Source organism: Paenibacillus sp. FSL L8-0436, assembly GCF_038593025.1.
Taxonomy (GTDB): Bacteria; Bacillota; Bacilli; order Paenibacillales; family Paenibacillaceae; genus Paenibacillus_AQ.
In genome coordinates, this window is record NZ_CP151955.1 from 4,793,422 (window position 1) to 4,805,594 (window position 12,173).

The window sequence follows — 12,173 nt, forward strand, 5'->3', positions numbered from 1 at the left end:
AGGGATGGAGCAAGCAAAACTAATAAACGGGGTGATTCGTATATGGAATGCTTAGGATGTAGGATTGCAAATGGAGTTGAACCTAATCTGAATATTATTTATGAGAACGAATTTATTACTTGTGTGCTTGATATTGCTCCGTTTAATGAAGGTCACATTCTAATCCTTCCCAAAAAACACTACTTGGATGTTGAAGAAATCGATGAAGCGACTGCTTATAGCATCATGGATACTTCCAAAATACTTTCAACTGTCTTAAAACGCTTATTTAAACCAGATGGCATTAGAATTTGCCAAGATGGCGGGAAATTCAACGATTTGACGCATTACCACATGCACCTCATTCCAAGATACGAAGGCGATGGTTTTACCTGGAGTGAACCGTTACATCCACATGGTGCTGAAACACTGTTACCTCAAACTAAGGAGAAAATCATCAAGGTCTTAAATGAAATCTAGCTATAAATTCAATACCAGAAGTATAAACTATTCAATTAAGGGGACAAATTAGTTCACTAGAGCAACGGCAGTCTAGAACGATATTTCGTTCATGGCTGCCGTTGTTTCTTTTGTTGGGGTCAGTCTAACACTTTATTTTATTAAAACAACAGGAAGCCCCTACTACCGAACTCCGCCTGCAAAAACATTGGCCGCCACTCCCTTCACCCCGGCTTTGAACTTAAACAGTCCTCCAGCCAGCGGCCAGTGCTGCAATTCTTCTTCGCTCATTCCGCTTCTCGCTGTAGTGATGTACAGCTCGTCCAGCGCCTCACCGCCGAAAGTGCAGGAGGTTACATTCTTGGCCGGCACCTCAACCTTGCCGATCTGCTTCCCGGTGTGCGGATTCCAGCGCGAGACACAGCTCCCGCCCCACTGGGCCACCCAGAGCATGCCCTCACGGTCAATCGTCATCCCATCAGGTCCGCCTGCACCTTCCGGCAAAGTAAAAACTGTCCTGCGTCTGCTGACTGTCCCGCTCTGCAGATCATAATCCATAACATCCACACCCCGGGTCGGCGTATCAATGTAATACATCAAGCTGCGGCTGTCATCCCAGGCCAGTCCATTTGAGATGCCGATGTCCGGCAAGACATGGCGCACCTCTCCATGAGGCTCCATGACATACAAATTGCCCGCCCCCGGTGTTGAATCCATACTCATGGTGCCGAACCATAGCCGGCCTGCACTGTCGCATTTGGCATCGTTCAGCCGGTTTCGGGGCAGCTCAGGCTCCACTGCAGCGATAAGCTGCGGCTGCCCGTTCTGCTTGAAGCTGTAGATTCCGTCCTGCAGCGCAAGTATCCAGCCGCCATCTGCGGCCGGCACTGCCGCACTGACCATGCTATCGAAGGAATAGATCTCCTCGCCTTGTCCCATAGGTTCATAAATTCTCAGCTGTCTGCCCTCGATATCAACCCAATGAAGTTTACTTTCCTGTCCGTCCCAGTGGGCGCCTTCCCCAAGCAGTGCTTTCGCGTCCAATACCAATTCAGCTTGTCCAATCATTGAAGCTCCTCCTAATTCATGCCAGTATATTACACTTCTCTTTATTCTACATGCTTCCACTTTCCTAATCTACTCCGGTCGAAGATGACACTCTTATGTCAAGTTACACATGATATTCTTAGATTAACACAATCTATTGATGAGGTGATTTCTATGAAATACGAATGGAAAAAGCAGGACAAGGCCCTGTATCTGCCCGCCGTTGAACCGGCAATTCTTACAGTACCTGCATTTCCTTACTTTATGCTGCAGGGAGAGGGCAATCCGAACAGTGAGGCCTTTGCCGATGCTGTAGGTGTGCTGTACTCTCCTGGCTTACGCGGTAAAGATGCTGCCCAGAAAAGGAGCAGCACCTGAGAGCTACTACGATTATACCGTTTTCCCGCTGGAAGGTAGTTGGGATCTGAACCCTGAGGGCCGCAAGAAAGCTGTCCTAGACAAAGACGACCTGCTCTATACCTTGATGATCCGGCAGCCTGATTTTGTAACAGCCGATCTTGCGTGTGACATCCTGGAGAAGCTTAAGACAACCAAACCGCATCCACTGCTGCATAAAGCCGCCTTCGGAAGCTCCGAAGACGGCCTAAGTGTGCAAATGCTTCATCTGGGCTCTTACGATGAGGAGCCGCAGAGCTTCGCGCGGATGGAACAATATTGTTCCGAACATGACTTGCAGCGGGTTACCCACACCCACAGGGAAATCTATATTTCAGATGCCCGCAGAACAGCGCCGGAGAAGCTGAAGACCGTCCTTCGCTTCCAGGTCTCCCGGCGGCTTACTTCGTAACCTTCACCTGCTGCTTCACGGTGGCACTCTTGTGAATTTCCAGCTTGCCGCGGTATTCCACGATTCCGATTTCACAGTCTGCACCAATGATGACGTTTTCCCCCCGCACCACTTCTGCGCGGGTATTTTGAATGTCCACCTGGTCTCCTTCAATCACCCGTGCAGTGAACAGAATCCCCTTCGACTGAACCTGTTTCAGCAGAACCCCAGCCTTGCTGCGCTTGATGGTAATACTGCCTCCCCCGACTTCTGACGATCGGCTGGGTCCAAACAGCACAAGCTCCAGAATGTCTGCATTCAGCAGCCTGCCTACTCTAAGCGCACCGGTCATTTGCAGCTTCTCCGCTTCGCAATCTCCGGACACCTCCAGATCGCCGCTCAACTTGAACCGTTCAGCGCTTAAGCTGCCACACTTTATCTCCCCCTGTCCGTGCAGGGCTCCTGCCGTAAGCCGCTCTTTGACTTCAATTTCACCGGTGAGCTTCAATTTCTCCGTCCGCAGACTGCCAGAAATCCCGCTGTTCCCGGTCAAAGAAAAGCTCAGGCAATCCACATCTCCGGCAAACTTGCCTTCACCGGTCACCTTCACATCAAGAAAACATCCGCCCATAGACGATGAAGTTCCAAGAATTTTCAGATTATTGCGCTCAGCAGCATTACTCCCCATACTTCTCCACCTTTCCCACACTTGAACCAGGATGCACTTTCAGTTCCGAGCGGTATTCCAACCGCCCGATCCTGCAGCCTATTCCGATTATGACCTTGTCGCCCCGCACAATATCCGCTGTCGTATTTTCCAGTTCAAGATAGTCGCCTTCAATGACCTTGGCAAGCAGCTCTGTTCTAAACCGGGGAATCAACCCGCCCAGCAGTTTGCTCACAAGATGTGAATCCCTCTGCCGGACAATCAGGCTCTCTACACCGATCTCATCCGCCTTGCTTTGCCCCTCAAGAGTGAAATCTATATATCCCGCACTAAGTAAGCCGATTACTGTAAAACTACCCTCACCCTCAAAACGCTCCAGCTCGCAGCTTCCTGTTACACGGATCATCCCGTTCAGGATACAGTTCTCGCCGCGTAGGGGACCGTCTATTGTGACCATTCCGTCTAGCTGCATTCTCGCGGACTCCAGGCTGCCGTTGATTTTGAGCTTTCCATTCACGTCCATTTCTTCTGCTGAAAGATCCCCGTTCATCTGTATAACCCCGTTGCCCTTGAAATTCCGCGCTAGAACCGGCCCGTCGACCCGGCTTACTCCGTCCAAATTAACGTTGTTATAGGTCCCGCCTGCGGCGCCGCTCACTCCGGCCATCTGCAAATCCGGCAGTTGTTTATCAGTAAGCATTAACTATTCCTCCCTTAATTCACTTTGCCCTTCAGCTGTTCCAGCAAATCCGTGAAAGCGAGTCTGCTAACAAGCCTTACGCCCTCATCAAAAACCAGATCGGCTGGAGATGCAGCGAGCAGGAACATGCTGACGCCCATTTTGCGGACAAAAAACAGCTCCCAGCTTTTCCCCCCGAACCTCTGCGTATTCACCGTCAGTGTATAGAACAGCCTGTCGGCTTCATCCAGATTCACCTCGCCTTTGCTAAGCAAGAGGTCAACGGCAAATAGATGTACAATCTGCTCAAAGGCATATTCCTGAACTCCGCCTCCGTCCAACCCGCCGAATCTGTCCAAAGTCAAGTTCGAAACAATGTTACGTTCTAACAATTGCTTCGCCGTCAACGACAGCTTGTAGAGGGTTGAAGTATCACCTAACCTGCCTGCCAGCTCATCCAATGAAAGATCATCCTTCATGTGGATAATATTATGGATCCGACCCAGAATTCTGTCTTTCGGAAAAAAGGTTTCCTGCCCGGTAAACGTAGATTTGCGGATAAACCACTCCTCGGGAATCAGCTGTTTCCGTTTCCAGCGGTACAACTGCCCGTAAGAAATGCCGGTCAGCTCCAGCAGATCCTTCTTGGAGATCAAATCTTCTTCCATCTTGATCACTCCTTGAAACGATCGTAACATAACACTGTTACGTTGTAAATTATGAAACAACAAATTTCCCAGCTCCTTAACAAGTCACATCAGCCAAATCATTGTCACGCAAAAAAGAGCAGACAGCTCCTTGTCAAGGAAATGTCTGCTCCTATTTAAACTAAATCTTCAAGTCCGCTAAGTAGGTTATTCTTCCGTCTTGCCTTCGGAAGCCACGGCTGCTGCCGGTTCGGCAGTATCCGTATCCGTCGGCTCTTCAGCAGCGACAGGAGGCGAAATTCGTACGATCAGTGTATCCTCTGGTGTCAATACTTCCCAGCCTTCATGCTTCGGCAGATCGGAGACCAGCAATTGATCGCCAATATCAAGGCCGCTGATATCTACTTCAAAAGACGCAGTCAGCTTGTCCGGCAAGGTACGGATATCCAGCTCATAGAGCTCCACCTGCTGACTGCCGCCGCTCTTGACGCCGACAGGATCACCGGTGAAGTGGAAAGCAACCTTGGTGTCCAGCTCAGCCTTCATATCAATCTGATGCAGGTCCACATGCAGCAGCTTGCGTGAAAGCGGCTGACGCTGCACTTCCTGGATCACCACATTCTTGGAGCCGGAATCCGGCAGTTCCACCTTAAGAATCGCCCGCGGGTTCTTGCCGAGAATTTCGTTCAATGTCTTCGCATCCGCTGTAAAGGATTGGCTATCTGAACCTGCACCGTAGACGACAACCGGTACAAAGCCTTTGCTCCGCTGTGAAGAGGTCGAGCCGGATCTTTCAGTCAAACGTACTGTGGTATTCATGATATTTCCTCCCATAAGTTTTGTCAGCTTGGGCTGCAATGAATTACTACGAACAAAACTGGCTTCGAAAGCATATGCTTAGTTTTGTCAGCTTGGGCTGCAATGAGTTACTGCGAACAACTGACTTAAGTATTAAAAAACAAGACCAATTAGATGTATAGGTCTAATCAGTCTATTATTAACCATATTTACCTGCTGTGGAAACAGTATAGCACTGCCATTACACCAAGTCAAAACCGGTAAATATTCAATTATAATACATTTTATAAGAAGTTATGCCAAATGACACGCCACATAATGGCCTCCGCCAGCATCGCGGAACACCGGAATCTGCGACTTGCAGACCTCCACGGCAAACGGACAGCGGGTATGGAATTTGCAGCCGGAAGGTGGGTTTGCCGGGCTCGGAATATCGCCTTGCAGCACGATCCGCTCCCGCTTCAGCTTCGGAATCGGAACGGGAACCGCCGAAAGCAGCGCCTTGGTATACGGATGCAGCGGATGGCGGAACAATTCGTCCCTAGCCGCTGTCTCCACCATGGAGCCCAGATACATCACACCGATCCGGGAGCATAAATGCTCCACTACGCTGAGATCGTGGGAAATAAACAAATAGGCCAGTCCCTTACTCTGCTGCAGCTTGCTGAACAAATTGATGATCTGGGCCTGAATGGACACATCCAGTGCCGAGACCGGCTCATCGGCTATGATGAGGTCAGGATTCAGAATCAGCGCCCGCGCAATTCCGATCCGCTGGCGCTGGCCGCCGGAGAACTCATGCGGGAAGCGGTCGATATGATAGGAGGACAAGCCGCAGGCTTCAAGCGCATCCAGCACCTGCCCCCGTACCTCCGCTTTGGAGCATAGTCCGTGATCCAGCAGAGCTTCGCCGATGGCGTCACCAACCCGGACTCTAGGATTAAGTGCGCTGTAGGGGTCCTGAAAAATCAGCTGCATCCGGGGCCGCAGCTGGCGCATCTCGGCGGGTGAAAGGCTGTGAATGTCCACACCCTTAAACTTAACCTCTCCGGCTGTTTTTTCGGTCAGCCGCAGAATGGTCCGGCCTACCGTGCTTTTGCCGCTGCCGGATTCCCCGACAAGCCCGAAGGTCTCGCCCGGCTGAAGCCGGATGCTGATATCATCCACAGCTTTAACATGTCCGACCGTACGGCTCAGCAGACCTTGCGTGACCGGAAAATACTTCTTCAAATGATTAACTTCAAGCAGTGCCTCAGACATGGACTTCCGCCTCCTCATACAGCCAGCAGGATACTTTTTGCCCGCTGCCCGTCTCCTGGAGCTGCGGCTGGCGGCTGCGGCAGACCGGCATGCAGTGCTCACAGCGGTCATGGAAATAACAAGACGGAGTCAGCGTAAGCGGATTAGGCACCTGCCCCGGGATTGAATACAACTCCTCTTGACGTTGGCCCATCACAGGCTTTGACTTCAGCAGACCTCGTGTGTAGGGATGCTTGGGATTCTTAAACAGTTCGACAACCTCGCCCTCCTCGACGATTTTGCCGGAATACATCACAATCACGTAGTCAGCCATCTCTGCCACGACCCCAAGGTCATGGGTGATTAGCAGGATCGACATTTTGGAGCTTTCCTTGAACCCGCGCAGCATATCCAGAATTTGCGCCTGGATCGTAACATCCAGCGCCGTTGTCGGCTCATCGGCTATCAGCAGCTTTGGATTGCAGGAAATAGCGATGGCGATCATGATCCGCTGCAGCATTCCCCCGCTCAGCTCATGCGGGTAACTGTCGGCAATCTGCTCAGGCCGGGAGATCCCCACTTGCTGGATCAGCTCAATCGCCCGCAGCCGGGCTTCTTTTTTCTTCATTTTCAAATGAACGGTCAGCGGCTCCATAATCTGCTCCCCGATCTTCATTACCGGATTGAGCGACGACATCGGTTCCTGAAAGATCATGGCAATCTCGTTGCCGCGGATCGCCCGCAATGTATTTTGATCTAGCTGCAATAAATCTTCTCCCTGAAACTCTATACTTCCTCCGGCAACCCGCCCTCCGGGCTTCTCCACCAGTCCCATAATCGACATGGCGGTTACGCTTTTGCCGCAACCGGATTCCCCGACAATGCAGACCGTTTCCCCTTCGCGTACCTGGAAGCTTACATTATCAACGGCTGTTACATTCCCTTCTTCTGTGAAGAACTTGGTGCTGAGACCGTCTATCGTCATTAAATCCTTCATCGGATGTTGGACACCTACCTCTTCTGTTTAGGATCAAGCACGTCTCTGAGGCCGTCACCGAATATATTAATGGCAATGACCGTGGCGAATATCGACAGACCCGGCGGTATCCACAGCCAAGGGCGATTCTGGAAATCGATCATATTATTCGCAGCATCAATCATGTTCCCCCATGTCGGCGTCGGCGGCATAACCCCCAAGCCGAAAAAGCTGAGTACGGATTCGCTGAGGATCGCTCCGCCGATGTTAAGCGTCGCCATCACGATCAGCAGTGGAACGATGTTCGGAAGCAGATGGTTGAACAGCTTTCGGCGGTCGCTAAGCCCCAGCACTACCGCAGCCTGCATGAATTCGCGTTCCCGCAAGCTGAGCATTTGGCCTCTCACCATCCGTGCCAGACCCGGCCAGTTCACGATACTCAGCATAAGCATAACAATATACATCCGGTAGTCCGTCGGAATCTTCCATTCTGACAGCAGCGCACCAAAGATGAACAGCAGCGGCAGACTGGGAATCGTCATTAGCAGATCCGCAATACGCATGATGATCTGATCAGCAATTCCGCGGTAATAACCGGCTATCGCCCCCAGAAGGGCGCCGAGAAATACGGACAATACCATCGAAGCAAGTCCGACCGTAAGCGAGATGCGTCCCGCCTGCATCACCCGCGTCAGTATATCGCGGCCCAGCGCATCCGTTCCCAGCCAATGCTTGAGATTCGGTGCTTTATTCATCATGGCCATATTGATTTTGTTATCTGTATACGGCGAGAACAAAGGACCGATAAAACAAAGCACAAACATAAATACAACGACTACAAAACCGGATACCGCCAGCTTGTTATGAAGCAGTCTCCGTATGGATTGCTGGAACAGTGAAGATTTCTGGACCTTGGCTGCAGGCCTGTGAAGCTCGTTTAAAGTGCTGTTAGCTGTCACAACGTCATCCCCCCTCTATAACCGGACACGCGGATCGGCAACCCGGTACAAAATATCCGAGAGCAGCGTTCCAATCACGGTCAGAATGGCAAGCAGCATCGTAAAGCCCATCAGCAGAGGATAATCCCTCAGCCCGAAGGACTTCATATACAGTTGACCGATGCCCGGCCAGTTGAAGATCTGCTCGATAATAATCGACCCGCCGAACAGCGCCGGAAGCTCGAAGCCAACGAGCGTAATGGCCGGCAGCAGCGCATTTCTCAGCGCATGGGTGAACAGTACCTTTCGCTCCTTTAAGCCCTTGGCGCGGGCTGTGCGGATATAATCCTGTTTAAGTACATCTATCATATTGCTGCGGAAATACCGGGTTAGTGAGCCCAGCCCAAGCAAGGTCATCACAATAACCGGCAGCGTCATATGACGCACAACATCTTTGAGATACGCCATACCGGCAGCATTGCTGCCTGTAGTCGTCATTCCGCCAGGCGGCAGCCATTTGAAGTCAACCGCCAATATTTTAATCAGGAATAGGCCGATAAAAAAAGACGGAAGCGACATCGCCGCGAATATGGCAATCATCACCAGCGTATCAAACCAGGAGTATTGCTTATAGGCAGAAATCACTCCGATAATAACTGCGATAACCCAGGTCAGAAAGGTCGATACCGCCGCCAGCAAAAAAGAATTCCAGATATAGTCGTTGAACAGCTGAAGCACCGGCTTCTGCTGGGCGAGCGAATATCCGAAATCCCCGTGCAGTGCATTTTTCATCCATATGCCGTAACGTTCAAGCACCGGTTTGTTCAGGCCGTAGATCTCCCGCAGCTCCGCCTTGCGTTCTGCAGTCAGCTTGATATTCCCGGTGATAAAGTCCCCCGGCGTAGTAGCATAAAGACAAAAAATGAGCAGTGATGCCGCAAACAGAATGATGAATATATACAGCAGTCTTTTTGTCAAATAAGTACTCATGATTGGCTCCTTATGGATTCGTCCCCTGCCGTTGCATACCCGGCAGGGGACGAACAGTTAATTATTGCAGAGTCCAGTCCGGCAGGCTGCCGGCAAGCCCGATAAATGGGCTGACCGTAAGATTCTGGATGCGGCCGTTATAGGCGTACACTGTCTTTTTGTAGCTGGTGAAAATGATCGGAAGTTCATCATTTAACAGCTGGTAGAGCTCTTTGTAGACTACTTTACGCTGTTCGATATCAGTAGTGGCCAGTGCTTTATTGTACAGCTCCAGGAATTTCGGATTTTCGTAATCGTTAATTTCACCGTCGAAGAATTGCATGAATCCGTCAGCCGGATCGGTCAGCATAGGTGTGGAGAAGGATACGAGATCATAATCCCCGCCTTCCACCTTCGAAACCAGCGAGTTAAAATCTGCGAAAATTTCCGGTTGGAACTCAATGCCCAGCGCTTCAAAGTTCTCTTTGGCTACAGCAATAAAGATGTCGGTGTTTTTACTCTTGGAGCCCAGATAGTGAATGCTGAGCGGTTTGCCGTCTTTTTCGCGGATACCGTTCGCACCTACAGTCCAACCGGCCTCATCCAGCAGCTGTTTGGCTTTTTCCGGATCATATTTATAAGGATTGATGCCCTCTTCCGTATATGACCAGGAGATCGGCGATGCCGGAATATTGGCAATGGAGCCTGCACCTTGGGCAGCGTCCACGTAAATACTCTGACGATCAAGGCCGTAGACTATCGCCTGTCTCACCAGTTTATCCTTGAGCTGCTCGTGCTTCAGGTTAACCTGCATGTAGCCGTAAGTGCTCGGTGTATAAGGAATGATATTCACATACCCGAGTCCCTTCAGCTTTTCGATATTTTCTTCTGTGGCACTGAAGGAAGCATAGTCGACTTCTCCTGTCTCCAGGAACTGCCAAACGTCGCCCTCAGAGGTTTTGTAAATGAAATGTTCGGTCTTCGGTTTGCCTTTGAAGTAGTTCTCATTAGCCACCAGCCGAACTTCTTGACCGGGGATGAATTTCTCCAGTTTGTAAGGACCGTCGCCAAGCGGTTTCTCATGCAGCTTCTTGATGTACTCCAGCTCGCCGAATTTGTAGTCCTTGCCATAATAGGCTTTCGACAACACATTGGAGCCAAGTACCACAAGTGCCGTAGCATTTGGCTGCTCCAGCGTTACCGAGATCGTCTGCGGGTCAATAACCTTAATGCCTTCGATGCTTTTGGCAGTACCTTCTTTGTAAGCTTTGCCGCCCTTCACATTGAGCGAAGGCAGCGAGGACCCGCCGTCATAAGTCTTGTCATATTGAATCGTCCAGGTAAAAGCCACATCCTCCGCAGTGAGCGGTGAGCCGTCGCTGAATTTCAGGTCTTTGTGCAAATGGAAGGTGTATGTAAGCTGATCCTCCGACACATCCCAGCTTTCGGCAAGCTCCGGAGTAGGAACACCTTTGTCATCTACCGTTACCAATGAAGCATAAAGTAGAGAAGAAACGTTGCCGTCATAACCACTTTCCTGGAAATAAGGTGTAAACGCGCCGCTGGGGTCGGTGAGTCCGACGATTATCGTATCTGTACGGTTCTGGGCAACTGCGGGCAGCTTCGACAAGTCGGTTGCCGTGAAAGGCTCGCTGAGTGCGCCAGCCGGCACGGGTGCCGGTGAAGCTGCCGCTTCGGTTCCGCCAGTATCTGCAGAGGCCGTAGCCGGGGTGTCCACAACTTCAGAGTTGTTCGCACTGCCGTTGTCCGAGCAGGCCGACAGCAGCAGTGAACCTGCTATCAGTAAGGTGGACAATAAAATCGTACTTTTTCTCACAAAATCATCTCTTTTCTCTCCATTTTATAAAGACTTATAATTCCTACCTACTAAGTATGATTAATGGCCGATAGTTCACATTATAGAAAGTAAATTCTGTTCTGTAAAGAGAGAACTTAAAAATAATTCTCCACAAACAGAATTCACTGGCGTTTTTTCCGGTACAAAAAAAGCCAAAGCTTCTCTTCAGCAGAGAATACCTTGGCTTTGTAAAGGATTATAGGGTGTACCGGGTTCAATTCAAATATTTAAAAAGCTGCTCATTCATCCGGTGAATCCCCTCCAGACGAAGGCTGTATGCGGTGACATTCTCCCCTTCGATGTAGGCATGAAGCAGACCGGCACACCGGAGACTGAAAATATGATCATGTACGATCCCTTTGGAAATACCCGCCTGCTTTACGATTTCCGTGAACGTTTTGCGTTCTCCGCCGACCGATTGAAGAATCTTCAGCCGGCTTTTTTCACCCAGACTGCGTAGAGTCCTGTACATGAACGGTGATATTTCCTCATCTGTGACCATAATTCTCGCTGCATAATGACAAATGGTCAAAGTGCCGAAGTTGTAAATAATGTTGACAGGCTGAAAATGAAACTGAGGGATTAGCACCAGCCTGCGCAGTCCGTCTCCCGGCAAGAAATAGAAACCATTCGTTGTCTTGTTGACAAAATCAGAAGTATTGTTTGTCTTGAGTTCCCGGTTCCGTTCCTTCGTATGCTCCTGCAGCTTGGCGAGAATAGCGGGATCACTGGTGCTGAAGTATTGCCGGTTCCATTCGGTTAACAGGTAGCTCATCCGGCTGCGGAACTGCTCCATCTGGACAGGAAACACACTGACATACCCGGCTAGGGTTTCGTATATTTCACCGACCGACAGACTTTCCAGCCAGTTCAGTGCACTCTCCACATTTTGTTTGGCCGGACATAAATAGATCAGCAGGTTCAGCAGCTTCCAGTCATTCCCGAGTTCTGTTTCCTCCAGTGCACTAAGAAGCTCTTGACTAAGCTTGCCTGCCACTTCGGCAGCCCACGGGGTACCCAGATCAATTTTTTTATTGGATTTCTTGCAGATAAACGTATGTATGCTGTTTACTAACTCATAAACCGGCTCAAACTGAACCTCTATCTCGTATTCCATGGGCGTTCCTCCT

At 50.3% G+C, this 12,173-nt stretch carries 14 protein-coding genes; 3 read left to right on the top strand and 11 right to left on the bottom strand.

Annotated elements, in window-relative coordinates:
• Window positions 1-42: 42 nt before the first annotated feature.
• Window positions 43-459, top strand: coding sequence for an HIT family protein (locus tag NSS79_RS22030; RefSeq protein ID WP_342436160.1), 417 nt, complete (start codon window positions 43-45; stop codon window positions 457-459).
• 162 nt (window positions 460-621) lie between these two features.
• Here NSS79_RS22030 and NSS79_RS22035 read toward each other — a convergent pair whose 3' ends face one another.
• Entirely contained in the window at window positions 622-1,506 is an 885-nt protein-coding gene (locus NSS79_RS22035; RefSeq protein ID WP_342436161.1) for an SMP-30/gluconolactonase/LRE family protein, read from the bottom strand.
• Window positions 1,507-1,659: 153 nt separating this feature from the next.
• Between NSS79_RS22035 and NSS79_RS22040 the strand changes: the two genes are divergently transcribed.
• The gene (locus tag NSS79_RS22040; RefSeq protein ID WP_342436162.1) at window positions 1,660-1,863 is read left to right on the top strand and encodes a hypothetical protein; all 204 of its coding nucleotides are present in this window, start codon (window positions 1,660-1,662) and stop codon (window positions 1,861-1,863) included.
• Window positions 1,835-2,293 (top strand): GyrI-like domain-containing protein, encoded by a 459-nt coding sequence (locus tag NSS79_RS22045; protein WP_342436163.1) that lies wholly within the window; start codon window positions 1,835-1,837, stop codon window positions 2,291-2,293. The genes NSS79_RS22040 and NSS79_RS22045 overlap by 29 nt, the downstream gene beginning before the upstream one ends.
• On the opposite strand, the gene NSS79_RS22050 is transcribed toward NSS79_RS22045, so the two are convergent.
• The 10 genes from NSS79_RS22050 to NSS79_RS22095 all read right to left on the bottom strand — a co-directional run bounded on the left by NSS79_RS22050 (window position 2,283) and on the right by NSS79_RS22095 (window position 12,160).
• Window positions 2,283-2,960 carry a cytoplasmic protein gene (locus NSS79_RS22050; RefSeq protein ID WP_342436164.1) on the bottom strand — a complete coding sequence of 226 codons (678 nt, stop codon included), beginning with the start codon at window positions 2,958-2,960 and terminating at the stop codon, window positions 2,283-2,285. The genes NSS79_RS22045 and NSS79_RS22050 overlap by 11 nt on opposite strands.
• Entirely contained in the window at window positions 2,950-3,639 is a 690-nt protein-coding gene (locus NSS79_RS22055) for a hypothetical protein (RefSeq protein ID WP_342436165.1), read from the bottom strand. The genes NSS79_RS22050 and NSS79_RS22055 overlap by 11 nt, the downstream gene beginning before the upstream one ends.
• A 14-nt stretch (window positions 3,640-3,653) precedes the next feature.
• Window positions 3,654-4,286: a YhbD family protein gene (locus NSS79_RS22060; protein WP_342436166.1), complete on the bottom strand. Its 633-nt coding sequence runs from the start codon at window positions 4,284-4,286 to the stop codon at window positions 3,654-3,656.
• A gap of 186 nt (window positions 4,287-4,472) precedes the next feature.
• Window positions 4,473-5,084, bottom strand: a complete 612-nt coding sequence (locus NSS79_RS22065; RefSeq protein WP_341094375.1) for a 50S ribosomal protein L25 — start codon at window positions 5,082-5,084, stop codon at window positions 4,473-4,475.
• 273 nt (window positions 5,085-5,357) lie between these two features.
• Window positions 5,358-6,323: an oligopeptide/dipeptide ABC transporter ATP-binding protein gene (locus NSS79_RS22070; RefSeq protein WP_342436167.1), complete on the bottom strand. Its 966-nt coding sequence runs from the start codon at window positions 6,321-6,323 to the stop codon at window positions 5,358-5,360.
• A complete protein-coding gene (locus tag NSS79_RS22075) occupies window positions 6,316-7,299 on the bottom strand; it encodes an ABC transporter ATP-binding protein (protein ID WP_342436168.1) in 984 nt (327 codons plus the stop codon). The genes NSS79_RS22070 and NSS79_RS22075 overlap by 8 nt, the downstream gene beginning before the upstream one ends.
• Window positions 7,300-7,313: 14 nt before the next feature.
• Window positions 7,314-8,237: an oligopeptide ABC transporter permease gene (gene opp4C / locus NSS79_RS22080; RefSeq protein WP_342436169.1), complete on the bottom strand. Its 924-nt coding sequence runs from the start codon at window positions 8,235-8,237 to the stop codon at window positions 7,314-7,316.
• Between the two features lie 15 nt (window positions 8,238-8,252).
• A complete protein-coding gene (locus tag NSS79_RS22085) occupies window positions 8,253-9,206 on the bottom strand; it encodes an ABC transporter permease (protein ID WP_038594276.1) in 954 nt (317 codons plus the stop codon).
• 61 nt (window positions 9,207-9,267) lie between these two features.
• Window positions 9,268-11,022, bottom strand: a complete 1,755-nt coding sequence (locus tag NSS79_RS22090) for an ABC transporter substrate-binding protein (protein ID WP_342436170.1) — start codon at window positions 11,020-11,022, stop codon at window positions 9,268-9,270.
• A 235-nt stretch (window positions 11,023-11,257) separates the two neighbouring features.
• Entirely contained in the window at window positions 11,258-12,160 is a 903-nt protein-coding gene (locus tag NSS79_RS22095) for a helix-turn-helix transcriptional regulator (RefSeq protein WP_342436171.1), read from the bottom strand.
• Window positions 12,161-12,173: the final 13 nt, after the last annotated feature.

Coding starts and splice junctions, on each gene's coding strand:
- NSS79_RS22030 (WP_342436160.1), top strand. CDS start 43: ATGGAATGCTTAGGATGTAGGATTGCAAATGGAGTTGAACCTAATCTG.
- NSS79_RS22035 (WP_342436161.1), bottom strand. CDS start 1,506: ATGATTGGACAAGCTGAATTGGTATTGGACGCGAAAGCACTGCTTGGG.
- NSS79_RS22040 (WP_342436162.1), top strand. CDS start 1,660: ATGAAATACGAATGGAAAAAGCAGGACAAGGCCCTGTATCTGCCCGCC.
- NSS79_RS22045 (WP_342436163.1), top strand. CDS start 1,835: ATGCTGCCCAGAAAAGGAGCAGCACCTGAGAGCTACTACGATTATACC.
- NSS79_RS22050 (WP_342436164.1), bottom strand. CDS start 2,960: ATGGGGAGTAATGCTGCTGAGCGCAATAATCTGAAAATTCTTGGAACT.
- NSS79_RS22055 (WP_342436165.1), bottom strand. CDS start 3,639: ATGCTTACTGATAAACAACTGCCGGATTTGCAGATGGCCGGAGTGAGC.
- NSS79_RS22060 (WP_342436166.1), bottom strand. CDS start 4,286: ATGGAAGAAGATTTGATCTCCAAGAAGGATCTGCTGGAGCTGACCGGC.
- NSS79_RS22065 (WP_341094375.1), bottom strand. CDS start 5,084: ATGAATACCACAGTACGTTTGACTGAAAGATCCGGCTCGACCTCTTCA.
- NSS79_RS22070 (WP_342436167.1), bottom strand. CDS start 6,323: ATGTCTGAGGCACTGCTTGAAGTTAATCATTTGAAGAAGTATTTTCCG.
- NSS79_RS22075 (WP_342436168.1), bottom strand. CDS start 7,299: ATGAAGGATTTAATGACGATAGACGGTCTCAGCACCAAGTTCTTCACA.
- NSS79_RS22085 (WP_038594276.1), bottom strand. CDS start 9,206: ATGAGTACTTATTTGACAAAAAGACTGCTGTATATATTCATCATTCTG.
- NSS79_RS22095 (WP_342436171.1), bottom strand. CDS start 12,160: ATGGAATACGAGATAGAGGTTCAGTTTGAGCCGGTTTATGAGTTAGTA.